Origin of the sequence: Stenotrophomonas sp. ZAC14A_NAIMI4_1, assembly GCF_003086915.1 — a bacterium.
GTDB lineage: Bacteria > Pseudomonadota > Gammaproteobacteria > Xanthomonadales > Xanthomonadaceae > Stenotrophomonas.
The window spans coordinates 3,282,420-3,300,652 of the sequence record NZ_CP026002.1; the positions used below are offsets into that span (position 1 = coordinate 3,282,420).

The 18,233-nt window shown below is 68.6% G+C and carries 14 protein-coding genes; 5 read left to right on the plus strand and 9 right to left on the minus strand.

Translation table 11 applies throughout. The annotated features are described in order from the left end of the window. Positions 1–2: 2 nt before the first annotated feature. From C1926_RS14965 to C1926_RS14995, 7 genes are all read right to left on the minus strand, one after another. Positions 3–1,352 (minus strand): CpaF family protein, encoded by a 1,350-nt coding sequence (locus tag C1926_RS14965; protein ID WP_108759722.1) that lies wholly within the window; start codon positions 1,350–1,352, stop codon positions 3–5. After that, entirely contained in the window at positions 1,337–2,593 is a 1,257-nt protein-coding gene (locus C1926_RS14970) for a fimbrial protein (RefSeq protein ID WP_108759723.1), read from the minus strand. The genes C1926_RS14965 and C1926_RS14970 overlap by 16 nt, the downstream gene beginning before the upstream one ends. Positions 2,594–2,617: 24 nt before the next feature. Next, positions 2,618–3,976: a type II and III secretion system protein family protein gene (locus C1926_RS14975; protein ID WP_079222160.1), complete on the minus strand. Its 1,359-nt coding sequence runs from the start codon at positions 3,974–3,976 to the stop codon at positions 2,618–2,620. A 19-nt stretch (positions 3,977–3,995) separates the two neighbouring features. Then, the gene (cpaB, locus tag C1926_RS14980; protein ID WP_108759724.1) at positions 3,996–5,033 is read right to left on the minus strand and encodes a Flp pilus assembly protein CpaB; all 1,038 of its coding nucleotides are present in this window, start codon (positions 5,031–5,033) and stop codon (positions 3,996–3,998) included. A 24-nt stretch (positions 5,034–5,057) separates the two neighbouring features. After that, positions 5,058–5,546, minus strand: a complete 489-nt coding sequence (locus tag C1926_RS14985) for a TadE/TadG family type IV pilus assembly protein (protein ID WP_079222158.1) — start codon at positions 5,544–5,546, stop codon at positions 5,058–5,060. Then, positions 5,543–6,088, minus strand: coding sequence for a prepilin peptidase (locus tag C1926_RS14990; RefSeq protein ID WP_108746861.1), 546 nt, complete (start codon positions 6,086–6,088; stop codon positions 5,543–5,545). The genes C1926_RS14985 and C1926_RS14990 overlap by 4 nt, the downstream gene beginning before the upstream one ends. 91 nt (positions 6,089–6,179) lie before the next feature. Further along, on the minus strand, positions 6,180–6,368 hold the full coding sequence (locus C1926_RS14995) for a Flp family type IVb pilin (protein WP_108759725.1): 189 nt from the start codon (positions 6,366–6,368) through the stop codon (positions 6,180–6,182). Positions 6,369–6,644: 276 nt separating this feature from the next. Between C1926_RS14995 and C1926_RS21560 the strand changes: the two genes are divergently transcribed. From C1926_RS21560 to C1926_RS15015, 5 genes are all read left to right on the plus strand, one after another. After that, a complete protein-coding gene (locus C1926_RS21560; RefSeq protein ID WP_159095125.1) occupies positions 6,645–6,863 on the plus strand; it encodes a hypothetical protein in 219 nt (72 codons plus the stop codon). A gap of 161 nt (positions 6,864–7,024) precedes the next feature. After that, complete coding sequence (locus C1926_RS15000) at positions 7,025–8,035, plus strand: AraC family transcriptional regulator (RefSeq protein WP_108759726.1); 1,011 nt, start codon at positions 7,025–7,027, stop codon at positions 8,033–8,035. Positions 8,036–8,216: 181 nt separating this feature from the next. Next, a complete protein-coding gene (locus C1926_RS15005) occupies positions 8,217–12,794 on the plus strand; it encodes a YadA-like family protein (protein WP_108759727.1) in 4,578 nt (1,525 codons plus the stop codon). Positions 12,795–12,856: 62 nt separating this feature from the next. Then, on the plus strand, positions 12,857–13,696 hold the full coding sequence (locus C1926_RS15010) for an OmpA family protein (RefSeq protein ID WP_108759728.1): 840 nt from the start codon (positions 12,857–12,859) through the stop codon (positions 13,694–13,696). Positions 13,697–13,802: 106 nt separating this feature from the next. Next, the gene (locus C1926_RS15015) at positions 13,803–14,105 is read left to right on the plus strand and encodes a hypothetical protein (RefSeq protein WP_079222152.1); all 303 of its coding nucleotides are present in this window, start codon (positions 13,803–13,805) and stop codon (positions 14,103–14,105) included. A 90-nt stretch (positions 14,106–14,195) separates the two neighbouring features. Here the strand turns inward: C1926_RS15015 and C1926_RS15020 are convergent, their stop codons facing one another. Beyond that, positions 14,196–15,968 carry a chloride channel protein gene (locus tag C1926_RS15020; RefSeq protein ID WP_079222151.1) on the minus strand — a complete coding sequence of 591 codons (1,773 nt, stop codon included), beginning with the start codon at positions 15,966–15,968 and terminating at the stop codon, positions 14,196–14,198. 62 nt (positions 15,969–16,030) lie between these two features. Further along, positions 16,031–18,106: a TonB-dependent siderophore receptor gene (locus C1926_RS15025; RefSeq protein WP_108759730.1), complete on the minus strand. Its 2,076-nt coding sequence runs from the start codon at positions 18,104–18,106 to the stop codon at positions 16,031–16,033. Between the last annotated feature and the right edge of the window lie 127 nt (positions 18,107–18,233).

Sequence of the window (18,233 nt, forward strand, 5' to 3'; positions counted from 1 at the left end):
GCTCAGAAGTCTCCGTACAGCGATTCGCGCAGCAGCTGGCGGAAAGGCTCCAGCTTGCGCGAATGCGGCTGGAAGCCGAGGCCGATCCAGCGGTTGACCTCGGCCCCGCTCGCGTCCACCTGCACTTCGTGCCGGAACATTTCCTGGGTGGTGATCAGGTTGTCGCTGACGCCGGTGATTTCGGTGATCGATACCAACACGCGGCGGCCACTGGGCAGCCGTGCGATCTGCACGATGAAGTCGATCGCGCTGGCGATCTGCCGGCGCAGGCTGTCCTCGCTGCCCTGGAAGCCGGCAAAGCCGGCCAGCATCTCGATGCGGTAGAGGCAGTCACGCGGCGAGTTGGCGTGGATGGTGGCCATCGAGCCGTCGTGGCCGGTGTTCATGGCCTGCAGCATCTCCAGCACTTCCGCGCCACGTACTTCGCCGACCACGATGCGGTCCGGGCGCATGCGCAGGCTGTTGCGGACCAGGTCGCGGATGCCGACGGCACCATGTCCATCGGCGCCCCCCACGCGGCTTTCCAGGCGCACCACGTGCGGATGGTTCAGCGACAGCTCGGCGGTGTCCTCCACGGTGATGACGCGCTCGGTTTCGGGCACGTAGCTGGTCAGTGCGTTCAGCAGCGAGGTCTTGCCCGAGCTGGTGCCGCCGGAGACCAGGATGTTGCAGCGGCCCAGCACCATGGCCTTGATGAGCGCCTGCATCGGTGCGTCGAAGGTGCCCTTGGCCAGCAGCTCGTCGGGGGTGAAGGGATCCTTGCGGAACTTGCGGATGGACACCATCGGCCCGTCCACGGCCAGTGGCGAGATGATGGCGTTGAGCCGGCCGCCGTTGGGCAGGCGCGCGTCCACCATCGGATTGGAGTCGTCCAGGCGGCGCCCGATCGGGGCCAGGATGCGGCGCAGGATGCGCAGCAGATGGGTATCGTCGGTGAAGCGCTGGGTCGCGCGCCGCAGCATGCCGCCCTGCGAGACGTGCACGTCCTTGAAGCCGTTGATCAGGATGTCCTCGATCGTCGGATCATGCAGCAGGTCATCCAGCGGGCCGAAACCGGTGAGCTCCTTCACCAGCCCCTGGGCAACAGCCTGCATCTCCTCCTCGTTGATCGGGATGCGCCATTCCTGGATGAAGCTGACGGTCTGCACCTGCACCCAGCGTGCGATGGTGTCCGGCGCCCACGAATCGATGTCGATCCGCTCATCCTCGATGCTGTTGAGCAGATGCTCATGCGCGGCCGACAGCACCTTCTGGTACTGCTCGGTCTGCGCGAACGGTGGGCTGGCCGGTGCGCTTTCAGGCAGCACGGCACGCGCCATGGCGTTGGGAAACAGGGTCACTTTGTCTTCCATGGCGTTCCACCCAGGGCAAGGGCAAGTCTTTCCCGCAGGCCGGGCGGCAGGGCCGGGCCGGCGGCCGGGTCCAGTCGCGCCACCAGCGGGGCGAGGGCGCGCAGGTACGGATCGCGCGGGGCATCCTGCAGCAGCAGGTGGCCGTGGCTGGCCGCGGCCCGCACGCGCGGGCGCTCGGGCAGGGTGGCCAGCAGGGGCAGTTCGAAGCGTCGTGCGATCTGTTCCGGGGTCAGGCCGCTGTGTTCGTCATGGCGGTTGACCACCAGCTGCAGGCGGCTTTCGCGTTCGCGCTGCCCGCTCAGATGCTTGAGGGCGTGGTCGAGCGACACCAGGGTGGCGATGGCGGTGTCGGCGACCAGCCAGATCTCATCGGCCTGTTCCAGCAGCAGCGGCGGCAGTTGGCGCAGCGGGCAGCCGCCGGCATCGCACAGCACGCTGGTGAACACCCCGCGCAGGCGCTGCAGCAGGGCGCCGGGGTCGGACGGCGGCACGGCATCACTGCCGCTGGCGCGGTCGAGCAGGACCAGGCCACTGGTGTGCCGGGCCATCGCCGTGCGCGCCAGCGTGGCATCGATACGGCTGGCGTTGCGCAGTGCGTCCTCGTAGTGGAAGCGGCTGTCCAGGTTGAGGTACAGCGCGAGGTCGCCCGCTGGCTGGGCCAGTTCCATCAGCAGGCCATCGGTGCCGGCGGCATCGTCGGCGGCGTCGACTCGCTGCTGCTGCGCGAGCACCGCCAGATGGGCCGCCAGGGTGCTGGTGCCGACGCCGGCACGCACGCCCAGCAGCAGGATGAAGCGCGCCCGGTGCGAGGGCTGGGCGGCGGCTGCGGCACGCGGCGAGAGTGCACGGCGCAGCGCGGCTTCGATGCCGGCGTTGTCACTGTCCAGGTCAAGCACGTCGCGCAGGCCGGCACGCAGGGCCATCACCACGCCTTCCACCTGGCTGTTGCCGGTCGCCCCCACCGCCACCAGGTTCAGGTCGGGCTGGGTCTGCTGCAGTTGCGCGGCCAGCACCATGGACGAGGCCGCGTACTCGGGACGGAAGTCGAGCAGGACCAGGCCATTGGCACCGCGCTGCAGGTCCTGCGCGGAGGTGGGCTGCGCGCTGTCCTGCCAGTGCAGCACTGCCGATGCCGGCAGCCGTGCCGCCAGCCGGGGCAGCAGTTCACGATCGACGCCGTACAGGACCAGATTCATCGGTGGTCCCGAGGCATGCAATGGCTGGGCGGTGGCGTAGGGCATGGGCGTGGGGTCCGCAGCATCGGGTCAGCGCGAGAATCCGGGTACCGGGTCCTGGCTGACCGGACCCAGCAGCCATGCACCCCATTCGGGCAGGTGCGGGCGGGATTCGCGGTCGCCGGGCAGCGGCAGTTCGGTGTTGCGGGCCAGCGGCTGCACCAGGCGCGGGGTGACGATGATCACCAGCTCCTTGTCCTGACGCTTGTAATCCAGGTTGCGGAAGAACGAGCCGATGATCGGCAGGTCACCGAGCATCGGGATCTTGTTCACCGTGGAAGCGACGGTGGAACTGACCAGGCCGCCGATGACGAAGCTCTCGCCGTCGCCCAGTTCGACCGTGGTATCGGCACGGCGCGTGCTGATGGAGGGAATCTGCACGCCGTTGAGGGCGATCGCGTTGGTGTAGTCCAGGTCGCTCGCTTCCGGTGCGACCTTCAGGGCGATGCGGTTGGCCGACAGCACGGTGGGGGTGACGGTCAGGCCGATGCCGAACGGCTTGTAGGTGACGGTGGTGGTGCCCAGGCCCTGTGGCTCGAGGATCGGCAGCTCGCCGCCGGCCAGGAAGCTCGCGCTCTGGCCGGACAGGGCGACCAGGGTCGGCTCGGCCAGCACGCGTGCCATGCCGTTGCTCTGCAGCAGGTCGACGTCGGCATTCCACAACCCGTTGGTGGAACCGAACACCAGCCGGAACGCCGAGGAAATCGGTGATTCGGCTTCGTTGCTGCTGTTGCCTTCCTGCATGCCGGGCAGGATGCCGGTGTTGCCCGGCAGGATGCCGCCGGGGCGGGCGAAGCCGTAGGCAAAGCCACCGTTGCGGTTCTGGAAGCTGATGCCGATCTGCTTCAGCGCGGTCTTGTTGAACTCGACCACCTTCACTTCCACCTGCACCACGCCGCCACTGGCGATGGTGGAGGCGTCGGCCAGCATGCCTTCCTTGCCCAGTGCCATGGCAGCGGTCTTCTGCTCCTGCATGTGGGACAGCATGCTGTCGCTGCTTCCCTGCAGCAGGCCCTGCTGGTCCTGCTGGGTGAACACCAGGCCGTTGCGGCCGGCATCGGCGGCACCCTGCACGGCGCTCTGCACGCGGACCTGCAGTCGCTGCGGCTCGCTCTGCTTGCGGTGCCACAGCAGCAGGGTGGTGGTGCCGGGCGCCTTGCCCACCAGCAATGCCTGGCGCTGGCCGCGCAGCATCACCACATCGGCCACGCCCGGATCGGCGATGGCGACCCGTTCCAGGTCGGCCGGCAGGGTCCACGGACGCTGTTCGCGGGCCTGCAGCACCAGCTCATCTGCCGCCACGCCCGTGCCGGGCGCCAGCAGCACCAGCAGCAGGGCCAGCCAGCGTTGGCGGGCGGTCGGGCGAGGATGCGAGCGATGTACGGTCATGGAAGGTCTCGGGGGCAGGTCAAAGGGAACCGCGGGGGGCTGCACTGTCGCCACGGATGATCTCGATGCCGGCAGGGCGCGCGGCTGCACGACGCGGTGCGGCCGCGCGCGGCGCTGCGTCGGCCACCGGCCGCGGTCGCGCGGAAGCGCCTGCCAGACCGTCGCCGTCGATGCCGGCATAGGCGTTGTTTTCGGGGCGCTGCAGTGCCTGCTGCTGTTCGGTGTCCAGGCCGCGCAGCGGATCCAGCACGCCGCGTGCCTGCGGGAACAGGGCGACGTCGGGCAGGCCCGCGTCGGCCGGGTTGCGCAGCGCCAGGTAGAGCTTGCCCTGCTGGGCGCCCAGCAACAGGCGGTTGGCCTCGTTCACCGGCACTGCCAGCACCGCGCTGCGCGCCGGTTGGGTGGCATCGTTGTGGCTGCTGGCGCTCGAGCTGCCGGTAATGTCGGCGGCGCGCGGGTCGTCGCCCTGCGCACTGCCGCCGTTGTCAGCACTGGTCTGGCCCGGGTCCACGGCGATGTCCTGCTGGCCGTAGCTCAACACCCGCAGTCGGGACAGCAGCAGGCGGGTCTGGGCCAGTTCCGGCTGGCCGTTCGCGCTGTTGCTGGTGCTGCGCAGGTTGAGGAACACATCGACGAAATCGCCGGGCAGGATCCGGTTGCCCGCGCCCACCAGCTCATCGACCGGCACCGCCAGTGCGCGCTCGCCGGGACGAAGCTGCAGCGAGAAACCCTGGGCAAGCAGGCTGCGGTTGACCGTAGTGCCCTCGGCGATGTCCTGCACCGGCACCTTGCCCAGCACCGAGCCCAGGTCGGACGACGCGCCGGGCTCGGCCGCAGTGCGCTGGGCCAGGCGCACGCCATCGGCGCGGATCGGTTCGCCGGCCGGCAGGCGGGCCACGGCTTCCACCACGGTGACGGTGCGCGCATCGCTGGTGGAGGCTGCCATGGGCGCGGTCGCCGTGGTGGCGGGCTTGCGGCCCACCATGAACGCCACTACGGCAAGCAGCAGGGCCAGCGCGATCAGTGCGATGGCGGCGATGCGGGTCAACTTGAGCATGGAACCATCTCCTGAAACCGGTCGTCAGTTGCTGCCGAGGTCGAGCTGGGCGACCGCGACGCTGCGGATGGGGGCCTTCATCACCCAGCCGTACAGCGTGCCGGTGCCAGGAAGGAAGGGGTGGCTGGAATAGTCGTAGCTGACCGTGACGGTCACGCACTGCGCGCTGGCCAGGCCGCTGCAGGCGGCAGGCGGCGATACCACGATGGCGCCGGCGCCGCTGCCCGTGCTGCTGGCCGAACCGCAATCGGGATCCTGGCCCGAGAACTGCAGCAGCCACTGCATCGAGCGGCGCGCGGCCGAGCACGCGGCGACGCGGCGCTCGGCGGTGCTGCCGAAACGCAGCGATGCGCGCGCACCCTCTGCCGATGCGGTGGCCAGGGTCTGCTGCGCGGCCATGATCATCACGCCCGAGAAAGTGAGCATCAGCAGCGGGATGAAGCCGAGCATCATCATCAGCGCGTACTCGACGGTGATGACGCCGCGTTGGCGATGGCGTCCGATCATCCTCATGGCATGACTCCCTGGGTCGAGGCCAGGACCCAGCCGATGGCGGCGAAGGCCAGATAGGCGGCGTAGGGGATGCCCTTGCGTCCCTGGCGGGCGAGGTGCATGTCCTGGATGGCCGGGCGCGCCTGCCAGTGCGCGCTCAGCCGCGCGCAGTGCAGGTGCAGGCGTGGCGGCACCCAGGGCACTACTCGTCGTGCGCTGATCACCAGTACCGAATGCAGGCCTGCCACCAGGCTTGCGGCGATCCAGATCGGCAGCAGGGCGGTCCAGCCCAGCAGCAGGCCCAGCACGGCGAAGAACTTGACGTCACCTGCGCCCATCCAGCCGAGCGCGTAGAAGGGCAGCAGCGATGCCAGCCCCAGCGCGGCGCCCAGCAGGTGCCCCCACCATGGCAGGTGCGGGCCGGAAAACTGGCCGGCGACGATCAACGGGAGGGCAAGCGCGCACGCTCCGGCCAGCCAGGCGTTGGGGACACGGCGGGCATACAGATCGCTGATCGCGATGCGCAGGCTCAATCCCATGGCCAACAGCCCCAGTAGCGTCATCCCACACCCTCAGCGTCCTTCAATGGACACGTACGTGAAACTGAAACCGCCATCGAGGTTGCGCGGAGGCAACCCTCGACGGCATGGCGACTCACTGCGCGGCAGTGGTGGCGTCCTTGGCGGTATTGGTGAGCGCGGTAAACAGCGAGGTGAAGAATGCGGTGATCTGCGCCTTGCCGACCACGACCAGGATGCCGGCGATGACCGCCGCCAACAGGCCATATTCCAGCGCGGTCACGCCGTCTTCTTCGTTGAGGAATTTGCGGATGGATGCGTTCATGACGGTTGTCTCCCTATACCAGTCAGGTTTAGCTGTATTACCCGGTTTGAATGGGCGCCCGGCTCCGCCGGGTCCATCCATGGACCCCCGCCTTCCTGGCAGGGGGACAGGGCGGGACATTCCCCTCCCTGCTTATTCGTCGTGATCCAGAACCCGGGGAGCAGCTGCCACGCGACCACCATGGCGCGGCGTCCGGCCGCGGGTCGAGTGTCTGCTGGTGGCGTGCTTTCGCATGTTTCCCCCTGGGTGAGGCCGCTGTCGCCTGGCCGGATCACCATGGCTTCGACTCTTGCCCGAATGGCGCGGTGCCGCAAGCCAAATCAATATGCAAATTCGGCACAAAGCCATTTTCACGTGAAGAAAAGCGGCCGTTTGCGTGAAGAAAAAACGTTGCCCGACAAATCCGTTCATTTGGATCGAGAAAATCGCCGGGAGGCTTTGCCGCATGCGAATTCCGTGCCATTCGGCGACCTGTTTGGAAACAGGAAAAATTAATGGTTAACGTAATGCGTCACTGTTTACGGGCGCTGATTTACACGCAATACTCAGGTGCATTCGACAAGCAAGCGTGGCAGCCGACCTGCATTGAAAGCCGGGACGGTGAATGGACTACGGCGCGCGCCCTGTCAGGCAGTGGGGGCGGCGGATACGGACTCATGGGGGACGACACTGTCATGGAAGGTGGGGTGGGCGATATCGAAGGCGGCCAGCTCGACGACGGCGAACTCCGGTCGATCGACCTGGCGACGCTGAGCGGTGTGCTTCGCGTCTGCGATGTGGAGCTGCTGCTGCTCGACGGCAACGGCCCCAGGGCTGCCTTCTCTTCGCGTGTGCACGACGAAGCGCTGTTCTGCAGCATCACCTGCGGCTTCCATTGCCGCGGGCGCTTCATGCTGCCCCCGGACTGGGCGATGCTCGGGTTCGTGCATGCCACCGATGAGGTGCAGAGCTGGTGCCACGGCGTGCCGATGGTGGCGGGCATGTCATTCACTGTGCTGCCGGAAGGCATCAGTGAATTCACGCTCAGCGCCGGCACCCGGATCACGGCCATGCTGCTGCCGGTGGCGCGGGTGCAGCGCAAGCTCACCGAACTGAGCCTGCGCAGCACGCCGCCGGCCGGCCAGGCCCTGAGCCTGGTGCAGCTGCCCGTCGACAGCCAGGCGCTGGCCAGCCACTACCTGCAGCTGCACGCGCAGCTGGGGCAGGGCACCGCCCTGCAGCCGGAAGAGACCGACCGCCTGCTGCATGAACACATCCAGGCGCTGCTGGCGGCGGGGCCCGGCGATCGGCCCGGCTTCACCCGGGCGCGGCGGACGCACTACCTGATCGCGCAGCGGGCCGAGAACTTCATGCGGCTCAACCTGCGGCGCAATATATACATGAATGAAATCTGCGATGCGGCCGGGGTCAGCGAGCGCGGCCTGCGCTATGCGTTCGAGGACCTGTTCGGCGTGTCGCCCAACCGCTACCTGTCGATGCTGCGGTTGTGCGCGGCGTGCCGCAGCTTGTCGATGGCCGATTCCAGCCGCCGCTCGGTCAAGGCCATCGCGCTCAGCTGCGGCCTGTGGGATCTGTCCCGGTTTGCCGACAACTACCGCAAGGTGTTCGGCGAACTGCCACGCGATACCCTGATGCGTTCGCCCGCGCAGATCGGCCAACCGGCCTGAAACCGGCGCGCTGCCGAATCTGCATATCCGCCTGCCGAATCCGCCCGTGGCTTTGCCGGAATGCGCGATTGCCGTGCCGGAATGAAGTGCCCCGCCAACGTTGAAACCGCTGAAATGTCAGTCACGTGCCGACCGGCATGCCCACTGGATTTCAAGTCGTTCGTCAACGGGGGAAGTGCTCATGAACCGCATTTACCGGCGTGTATGGAACCGCCAGCTCAATGCTCTTGTCGTGGCCTCGGAACTGGCCACCGGCGATGGCGGGGCGACCACGCTCCGCGATCCGCAATCGAAACTGCTGGTGCCCAGCGCACTGGCCCTGGCACTGCTCAGTGTCCTCGCCAGCGGCACAGCGGCCGCCACTGAAGCCAATCAGTCACTGCGTGACCTGCAGGCACTGGCGGCCAAGTACACCCAGACCATGCCGGTGAAGGTCGATGCCGAAGTGGCACTGGCCGCCGCCGCACGCCAGGCGCAGACCAGCCCGGCCATCAGCACCGATGCGCGCATCGGGCTGCAGCTGAGCACCACCGGCCTGCCGGTGGTACGCGATGTACTGCCGGCCACGGTCAAGGTTTCACTGGGCACCGGCAAGGCGCCGCAGCAGGTGGCCGCGCCGGGCGTGGCGGCCGATGTGCGTGCGTCGGTCGGGCTGGGCAGCAGCACCCGCGTCGAAGCCGCCGTGGCGGCGCAGCTGGCCCCGCAGTCGCAGGCACCGCTCGCCGTGGCCACCACGGCCGCTGCCAAGGCCCATGTGGGCGTAGCGGGCACGCCGGTTGCGGCTCTCGATACCAAGGCCGCGGTCGCCGCAACCGTGGCGGCAACGCCGACCACGTCGCTGTCCGGCCTGAAGGCCGCGGTCGATGGCCAGGTCGATGCAAAGCTGGCGCTGGCCGGCCATGCCATCGAAGGCCAGGGCAAGGTAGGCGCTGCGGCGTCGGCCACGCTGCCGGCCAAGGAGGAACTGCCGGGCGACACCGATGATCGTGCACTGACTGCCGGGCTCGATGGCACCGTCGCCGGCAAGGTGCGCGTGCTGGGTCCGGATGGCGAGCCGGTCATCGCCGACCGCAACCTGAAACTGGCCGGCAGCACGGTGGTGGGCGCGCAGACCAGTTCGCTGGGCCTGGGTGGCCTGCTCACCGGCGTCGGCAGTGCGCTGAACGGTGTCGGCGGTGCCGTCGGCAGCCTGGTCAACGGCGATCTCAACGGCACGGTCGGCAACCTCGGCGGTGCCGTGGGTGGCCTGCTCGGCAACACCCTCGATGGCCTGGGCCTGACCCAGCCGTCGGCCATCCCGCCGAACAGCCCGAAGGCACCCGCAGCGGCCGATCCGAATGCCGGCCTGATCGTCGGCACCGGCGGCCTGGTCGGTGGTGTCAGCGCGTTGATCGGCCCGACCACCGCCAGCCTGTTCGGCGGCACCGGCTACCTCTCCAACGGCAACCTGAAGGTCAGCACGGCCAACGTGATGCAGACCTATTCCACGGTCAACGTGCTGGGCATTCCGGTGGTCAACGCCACACCGGTCGGCACCACCCTCAACGGCCTGGGCGGTGCAGTCACCGGTGGGAATTCCCACCTCACGCTGATCGGCGGCGTCACCTCGGACAGCTACATCTACAACATCAACAACGGCAACCCGGGCGGGCTGCTCGGCCTGCTGCTGCCGGGCCAGTCGCCGGACTGGGCGGCCAAGTGCCTGGATATCGGCCTGGCCGATATCTCCTGCTGGGCGGTCAATCCGGCGCAGGATTACCAGGTGCTGATGGGTGACGGCGCCTTCGCCAACGGTTCCAGGGAAGTGGTGATCGGCGCCAACGCACGCCACGAACTGCCCAAGGTCGATGCCAACGTCGCCTTCCCCGGCAACGGCACCAACGATCCGACCAACCCCACCGGCGTGCCCACCGCGGACTATGCCGCGCGCATGGGCCATTCGGTGATCGTCGGCGACAGCGCCTCCGGCACCGCCAACGGGCAGACCCTGCTCGGCGCCGAGGCAACCTCCGACAAGGCCAATTCGGTGGCGCTGGGCTACCGCTCGGCTGCACTGCGCGGCGCGCAGGCCAGCTACAGCGCATACGGCCTGACCGCAGCGCAGGTGTCCGCCGGCGAAGTGTCCGTGGGCAGCGCCAACGGCGGCGAGCGGCAGATCACCAACCTGGCCGCGGGTAGTGCCAACACCGATGCGGTCAACGTCGCCCAGTTGAGGGGCGCGATCAGCCAGATCGATGCACTGGGTGACGTCGCCGTGACCTACGACCTGGACGCCAACGGTGACCCGGACTACCGCCGTGTCACGCTGGGCAATGGCACCGGCACCACCACCCTGGGCAACCTGGCCGCAGGTGCGATCAGCGCCACCAGCACCGAAGCGGTCAACGGCAGCCAGCTGTTCACCAGCAATGATGCGATCACGCGCTTCTTCGGCGGCCGCACGGCCTTCGACCCGGCCACCGGTGCCTTCACCGCACCGCTGTTCGAGATCAGCACCATCTCCGGAGACGGCGCGATCGCGCAGGGCGCGTACGAGAACGCCACCGATGCCTTCGACGCCGTCGATGGCTCGCTGGTGAACCTCAACACGCAGATCAACGACATCCGCAACGGCGGCACCAAGTACCTGCGGGTGAACTCCACCGGCGTGGAAGCCGTGGCCACCGGCAGCGACTCCATCGCCGTCGGCAGCAACGCGCAGGCCACCGCCGCCAACAGCATCGCCGTCGGCGCAGGCAGCCTGGCCGACCGTGACAACACCGTCTCCGTCGGCGCCGCCGGTGCCGAACGCCAGATCGCCCACGTCGCCGCAGCAACCGAGGCGACCGATGCGGTCAACCTGGGCCAGCTGCAGGCATCGGAGGAGGGCGCGCTGCGATACGACCTCAACGCCGATGGCAGCGTGGACTACGCCAGCGCCACGCTGGGCCAGGGCGGCACCGCCACCACCCTGCGCAACCTGGGCCCGGGCGAAGTCAGCGCGCTCAGCAGCGAAGCCATCAATGGCGCCCAGCTGTTTGCCGCCAACCAGACCGTGGCCACCCACCTGGGCGGCGGTTCGACGGTGGATGGCAACGGGGTGGTCACCGCGCCGACCTACAACATCAACAACGTCGCCGCCAACGGCACCATCAGCCAGGGCAGCTACAACGACGTGGGCAGTGCCTTCGATGCGGTGAGCAATTCGCTGGCCAACGTGGTCGACCAGACCGACGACCTGGACAAGCGTGCGGTGAAATACGATGTGGATGGCACCGGTGACCTGATGGATTCGGTCACCCTCAGCGGTACCGGTGGCGCTGCGGTGACGCTGACCAACGTGGCCGCTGGCAGCATCCAGGCCGGCAGCAGCGATGCCATCACCGGCGACCAGCTGTTCGCCACCCACGCCACCATCGCCAACTACTTCGGTGGCAGCACCACCTACGACGGCACCACCTCGCAGTGGACCGCACCGTCCTTCAGCATTTCCAGCATCGCCACCGACGGCAGCATCTCGCTCAACGACTACAGCAACGTCACCGCCGCCTTCTCGGCGGTCGACGGTTCGCTGCGCACGCTCAACCAGCGCATCCTCAATGGCAGCGCCAGTCCCTACCTGGCGGTCAATTCGGCTGCCGCCGCAGCGACCGCGACCGGCGACGAGGCGGTGGCGGTGGGTCCGCAGGCCAGCGCGGCCGGTGCCTCCAGCGTGGCCGTCGGCAACGGCGCCAGCGCCAGCGCTGACAACAGCGTGGCCTTGGGCAGTGGTTCGGTCGCCAGCGTCGGCGCACAGACCGGTTACACCGGCGCCTACGGCGAAGCCGGCGCCAGCAACTCGGCCGGTGAAGTCTCGGTGGGCAGCAGTGGTGCCGAGCGCAAGATCACCAACGTGGCCGATGGTTCCGATGACCACGACGCCACCAACGTGGGCCAACTGAACAACGGCGTGAACTACGCCATCGACCAGTCCAAGGCCTACACCGACCAGAAGATCCAGAACATCACCAACGTGGCGGGCAGCTTCCGCGCCAACAACAGCAACAACCTGGCCGACCCGGCCGCGACCGGCGCCAACTCCGCCGCCGGTGGTGCCGGCTCCACCGCCGCTGGGGCCAACTCCACTGCGCTGGGCAATGGCGCGCAGGCGCAGGCCGACAACTCGGTGGCGCTGGGCGCCGGCTCCGTCGCCAACCGCGCCAACACGGTGTCGGTGGGCGCTGCCGGTGCCGAACGCCAGGTGGTCAACGTGGCCGACGGCACCCAGGCCACCGATGCGGTCAACGTGCGCCAGCTGCAGGCATCGCAGCAGGGCACGCTGCGCTACGACACCACCGTCAACGGCGACACCAACTTCAACAGCGTCACCCTCGGCAGCACCACCGGTGGCCCGACCACCGTGCGCAACGTGGCGGCCGGTACCGCCGGTACCGATGCGGTCAACGTCGACCAGCTGAGGGCCGGCATGTCGCAGACCCTGGACTGGTCCAAGGCCTACACCGACGAGCGCATGGGCGGCTTCGAGCGCGAACTGCGCAAGACCGACAACCGCGCTTCGGCCGGCATCGCCTCGGCCATGGCCACCGCCGCACTGCCGCAGCCCAGTGAAGCGGGTCGCAGCATGGCCTCGTTCGCGGCGGGCAGCTACAACGGCGAATCGGGCATGGCGCTGGGCATCTCCGGTGTCTCCGAAGGCGGCCGCTGGATCTACAAGTTCAGCGGTTCCACCAACACCCGTGGCGAAGCCGGCGTAGCCGTCGGCGCCGGCATCCAGTGGTAAGCGCGCGGGCCGGGCTGCGCGACAGCCCGGCCCTGCCCACCACATCGACAGGGGGAATCCCAATGACGTTCCAACGCACCTCGCGCCCCGGCCCGTTCGCCGCGTCGCTCATCCTGGTCCTGGCCGCCGGCCTGCTGGCCGGTTGCCGCAGCACCGCACCCGCCGGGGAATCGCCGGCTGCGGACACCCTGGTCAGCTTTCCCGATGCCAGCAAGGCATCACTGAAGGAAGGCACCTATCCCGACGTGGCCGACCTGCGCCGCTTCGCCCCTGGCATGAGCAAGCGCCAACTGTACGCGCTGCTGGGCACGCCGCACTTCAACGAAGGCATGTGGGGCGTGCGCAGGTGGAATTACCTGTTCAACTTCCGCACCGCACAGGGCGCGGAATACTTCACGTGCCAGTTCCAGGTGGAATTCGACGGCAAGGGCATCGCCCAGGCCGGGCACTGGAAGCCGCAGGCCTGCGCGGCCGTGCTTGACCCGCCGCCGCCGCCGCCGGTTGCAGCCGCGCCTGCGCCGCTGCCGGCCCAGCCGCTGCGCTTGTCCGCCGATGCGTTGTTCGGCTTCGACAGCGACGTGCTGAGCCAGGAAGGCCAGACGGCGGTGCAGGGCGTGCTCGCACAGGTGCGTGAAGCCAGCCAGGTGCAGTCGATCCAGGTGGTCGGCTACACCGATCGTATCGGCGGCGCCGACTACAACCAGCGGCTGTCGCAGCGGCGTGCCGAGTCGGTGCGGGTGGCACTGGTGCAGGGCGGGGTACCTGCACAGGCCATCAGCGCGGAAGGACGCGGCGCCGCCGACCCCCTCGTGGAGTGCACGCAGCGAAGCCAGCGCGAGCTGATCGCCTGCCTGGCGCCGAACCGCCGCGTGCAGATCGCCGGTACCGCCCGGCTCGACTGAGCGCCCCCGCCGGCCCTGCCGGCGCCCGTGTTTCCCCCCTGATCCGCCGGCCGGCGTGGATGCGTCTCCCCCGTCATCTCCGCTTGCCGGCGGGCCAGGTCTTTCCATGGTGCACGCGATGAATGCCCAATTCCTGCCCTTGTCCATGAAGACGGAAACCACAGTCAGCGTGTATGGCCAGCTTGGCAACCACTCGGTGGTGCGCCTTCCCGGCCGGCGCCTTCCCGGCCTGATCCTGCAGGCCGACACCGTGGCCGGGTTCCTCACCCAGCTGCAGGACGCGCAGGCCTGCCTGCGCAGCGGGCGCGCGCAACGTGCCGATGCCGAGATGGACATGCTGATCGACACGCTGCAGCAGTGGTACGCGCTGATCGAATCACGCCTGGCCGACGCCGGCGAGGCGCTGTAGCGGCCGCAGGTTCTGCCATCCACGCATGGCGTGGATCTACTGAATCAACCGGATCCGTGGCAGTAGATACACGCCATGCGTGGATGAACGTCAATCGCTGTCTTCGACGCGTTCGCCCATCAACTCGCGCTGGCGCTTGTCCAGCTCTTCGGCGTAGCGCTTGCGCACGAACGCTTCGGAGACCACGCCCAGCACCTGGCCATCACTGGCCACCACCGCCAGTTCGTCGGCCTGGGTCTGGTCGAAGCGCTGCATCACCGCCACCACGTTGGCGTTGGCGGCCAGGGCAACGTCGCGGTTCTCGGCATAGTCGCCCACCACCGCGTCCGGCTTCACGCCATCGCCGTACATGCGCGGAATCTGCACGATGCCGGCGTAGTGGCCTTCGCTGTCCACCAGGATCACGCGGCCGCCCGAACCCAGCGGGAAGCGCTGGCGGAACGAGGCCGTATCCAGGTCGGCCGGTGCGGTGGCCACGCCCTTGCGCATCATCCGCCCGGCATTGAGGTTCTGCACCCAGCCCACGTCGCGCGCGCTCTTGATGGTTTCCCCGCGCAGATGCATGCGCCAGGTGGAGAACGAATAGCCGAACCACTGCCGCACCAGCGTGCTGGACACCAGCACCGCGCTCATCACCACGCTGGTCAGCAGGAAGTCGTGGGTGCCTTCCAGCACCAGCATGGCCATGGTCATCGGTGCGCCGACCACGGCGGCCGCCAGCGCGGCCATGCCAGCCAATGCGGCCGAAGTGGCATCGATCACCGGCACGCCGGTGGCCATCGCCAGCAGGCCGGCAAACAGCGCACCGACCAGCGTGCCCATGAACAGCGAGGCAAAGAACAGGCCGCCGCGGAAGCCGAAGCCCAGCGAGATGCCCGAGGCCAGGCACTTGAGGGTCAGCAGCGCGCCGATCCAGATCAGCGGCAGGTGGGTGGTCAGGTCCAGGTGCAGCGCGCCGTGGCCGGAAGACAGCACCTGCGGGCTGGCCATCGCCAGCGGAATCAGCAGCAGGCCGCCGAGCACCGGGCGGCCCCACAGCGGTAGCGGGCTGCGCTTGACCGTGCCTTCGATCGAAGCGATCAGGCGCATCACCAGGATGCCGACCATGGCGCAGCAGCAGCCGAGCAGGCCGTAGATGGCGTAGTCGGCGGCGCGCACGTCGATGGTGGATGCGGCCGGCAGCAGATAGGCGTCGATGCCGGCCTGGTCGGCCACGAAGGCACCGGCCAGTGCAGCCACGGCCACCGGCGCCAGGGCGGCGGGCGTGTAGGCACCGATCACGATCTCGAAGGCGTAGAACGCACCGGCCAGCGGCGCACCGAAGGCGGCGGCGATGGCACCGGCCGAACCGGCACCGACCAGGATGCGCACGTCATTGCGGCGCAGGCGCATCACCCGGCCCAGCTGCGAGCCGCTGCCGGCGCCCATCTGCGTGTACGACGCCTCCAGGCCCACCGATGCGCCGCAGCCGTTGGAGATCAGGGTCTGGGTCAGCACGATCAGGTTGTCGCGCATCGACATGCGGCCGCCGTGCAGGGCGTTGGCTTCCACCGCATCGAGCAGCGGGCGCTTGAGGCGGGTGGCGGCCAGCGCGACCAGGCCGACCAGCAGGCCGCCCAGCGGCAGCACCAGCAGGGCGGTCCACGGCAGCGAGGGCAGGGAACTCAGGCGGATGCCTTCATCCAGGCCGTACAGCGCGGCCTGCAGCCAGCGCGCGATGCCCGATTGCAGCAGGGTCAGGCCGCCGGCGAGCAGGCCGACCACCAGGGCCAGGGCGATGAACCACAGGTCGCTGCCGCGCAGGCGCAGGCGCAGGCCCTGGAAGGCCAGATGCAGGCGGGAAGGCGAAGCGTGGGAGGACATGGTGGCGGCATGATACGCCGCCACCGTGATTGCTGCCCTCACCGCATCGGGCGGCTACGGGCTCAGAAGCGGTAGCGGCCCTGCACGTAGAAGGTGCGCGGCGCGGCCACCATGCGCCCGGCGTTGCCGTCGACGTTGCGGGTGTACCAGCGCTTGTCGGCCAGGTTGTTCACGCCCAGCGCGATCTCGCTGTCAGCCAGGCCCGGCACCTGCCAGGCCACCTGCGCGTTCAACAGGCGCACGCCCGGCACCCGGCCCACGCGCGCATCAGCGCTCTCGGCCCAGGTGTTGGCCGCATCGGAGAACTGCCCGGTCTGGTGCGTGCTGGAGACGTTGAAGGTCCAGGCGGCGAGGGCGTAGCGGGCGCCGACGCTGTCGGTGTCACGCGAGTAGAAGGGCACGTCCAGGCCGCGGTTGTCGCCGGACTGCTGGATCGCCTTGGTCCAGGTGTAGTTCGCGTACAGCTCGAGCCCGGCCAGTGCGCTGTCCTCGGCGAAACGGTATTCCAGCGCGCTCTCCACGCCCTTGTGGTCGGTGGCACCGATGTTCTGGAAGGTCGGCGGGGTGATGCCCGGCACCTGCTGGATCTGGTTGTCGAAGCGCATCTTGAACACGGTCACTTCCGCGCGCAGGGCGCCGTCCTGCCAGCGCGCGCCCAGTTCGGTGGTCTTGGCCACTTCCGGGTTCAGCGGGTTGCTGGCGGTCTGCGAATTCAGCTGGATGTTCTGCACCGGCCCGAACGAGGTCGTGTAGTTGCCGAATACGGTCAGCTGCGGGGTCAGCAGGTAGGCGATGTTGATCGACGGCAGTGCCTTGTCGTTGCGGCTGCTGAAGGTGGTGCCGCCGCCGGCCTGGCGGCGGTCCATGTCGATCCACTCCATGCGCACGCCCGGGGTGATGCGCCACTGGCCCACGGCGATGCGGTCGTCGACGTAGAACGCATGCGCATCGGTGGCGTTGTCGAAGCGGGTGATGGCGCTTTCCACGCCGGTGCGGCGGACCACGGTGTAGCTGCGGTCGTTGCCGCGCTCGCGCAGGAAGCGGTAGCCGGCGGTGATGTCATGCACCGTGCTGCCCCAGCGCAGGCGCTGGGTGTAGCGCGGCTCGATGCCCAGCACGCGGTAGTCGCGCGGCTGCACGGTCAGCTGGGTGTTGGCGGCATTGATCAGCGAGCTGGCGCGGTTGCTTTCGTTGTAATACGCCAGCACTTCGAATTCGCTGTTGGCCGACAGGGTATTGGTGTAGCCCAGGTCGATGCCGGTGCGGTGGCCTTTCCAGAAATCGGTGGGGCGGGTGTTCTGGAACGGATCGGCCTCGTACTGGGCGCGGGTCAGGCCGCCCGGGGTCAGCGAGCGCACATCGTAGTACGACAGCTTCGCGCGCAGCTCCTGCTGCTCGTCGATGGCATAGGCGAACTTCAGCGCGAGGTCGTCGAAGCGGTCATCGCTGCCCTGGCGCCAGCCGCGGCCGTCCTGGCCCGAGTACAGCAGGGCCAGGCCCAGGCCGTTGTCGGCGGTACCGCCCAGGAAGGCGTTGTACTGGGTGCTGTCACCACCGCCGTGGTCGTTGGCGGTGTAGCGCACGCCGGCTTCGCCGTGCAGGCCGGCCTCGGTGGGGATGGCACGGGTGCTGAAATTGATGATGCCGCCGACGTTCTGCGGCCCGTAGCGCACCGCGCCGCCGCCGCGCACCACATCGATGGACTCGATGTTGGACAGGCTGGTCGGGGCAAACGAGAGCTGCGGCTGGCCGTAGGGCGCCACTGCCAGCGGCACACCGTCCAGCAGCACGGTCGAGCGCGGCGAGTAGCGGCCGGTCAGGCCACGCACGCCGATGTTGAGCGAGACCGAGCTGCCCGCCGTGCCCGAGTTGTCGGTGACCTGCACGCCGGGAATGCGGCGCATGGCATCGCCGATGCTGGCTGCGCCGCTGGCGTCGATGCGCTGGCGGTCGACCACGGTGCGGGCACCGGCGAAGCTTTTCACGCTGTCGTGCAGGCCGGTGCCCAGCCAGCTGCCGGAGACCTGGATGCTGTCCAGGGTGGTGGCGCTGTCCTGCGCAAAGGCGGTGGCGGACAGGCACAGGGTCAGGGCGGCGGCCAGGGGAAGGCGGGCCGGGGGCAGGATTCGGAAGGGCATGGAGGCGGGCGCGGAAGGGTCGTAAATGAGAATTATTGCTGATTCCATTCGCCAATGGAATGCGTCTTCCGGGGGAGGCGCGGCCGTGGCCTGAATGGCCCGGTGGTAAAGTGGAAGATTGTTTCCT

Coding starts and splice junctions, on each gene's coding strand:
- C1926_RS15010 (WP_108759728.1), top strand. CDS start 12,857: ATGACGTTCCAACGCACCTCGCGCCCCGGCCCGTTCGCCGCGTCGCTC.
- C1926_RS15020 (WP_079222151.1), bottom strand. CDS start 15,968: ATGTCCTCCCACGCTTCGCCTTCCCGCCTGCATCTGGCCTTCCAGGGC.
- C1926_RS14995 (WP_108759725.1), bottom strand. CDS start 6,368: ATGAACGCATCCATCCGCAAATTCCTCAACGAAGAAGACGGCGTGACC.
- C1926_RS15015 (WP_079222152.1), top strand. CDS start 13,803: ATGGTGCACGCGATGAATGCCCAATTCCTGCCCTTGTCCATGAAGACG.
- C1926_RS15005 (WP_108759727.1), top strand. CDS start 8,217: ATGAACCGCATTTACCGGCGTGTATGGAACCGCCAGCTCAATGCTCTT.
- C1926_RS14990 (WP_108746861.1), bottom strand. CDS start 6,088: ATGACGCTACTGGGGCTGTTGGCCATGGGATTGAGCCTGCGCATCGCG.
- C1926_RS14975 (WP_079222160.1), bottom strand. CDS start 3,976: ATGACCGTACATCGCTCGCATCCTCGCCCGACCGCCCGCCAACGCTGG.
- C1926_RS15000 (WP_108759726.1), top strand. CDS start 7,025: ATGGGGGACGACACTGTCATGGAAGGTGGGGTGGGCGATATCGAAGGC.
- C1926_RS14985 (WP_079222158.1), bottom strand. CDS start 5,546: ATGAGGATGATCGGACGCCATCGCCAACGCGGCGTCATCACCGTCGAG.
- C1926_RS21560 (WP_159095125.1), top strand. CDS start 6,645: ATGGCTTCGACTCTTGCCCGAATGGCGCGGTGCCGCAAGCCAAATCAA.
- C1926_RS14965 (WP_108759722.1), bottom strand. CDS start 1,352: ATGGAAGACAAAGTGACCCTGTTTCCCAACGCCATGGCGCGTGCCGTG.
- C1926_RS14970 (WP_108759723.1), bottom strand. CDS start 2,593: ATGCCCTACGCCACCGCCCAGCCATTGCATGCCTCGGGACCACCGATG.
- cpaB (WP_108759724.1), bottom strand. CDS start 5,033: ATGCTCAAGTTGACCCGCATCGCCGCCATCGCACTGATCGCGCTGGCC.
- C1926_RS15025 (WP_108759730.1), bottom strand. CDS start 18,106: ATGCCCTTCCGAATCCTGCCCCCGGCCCGCCTTCCCCTGGCCGCCGCC.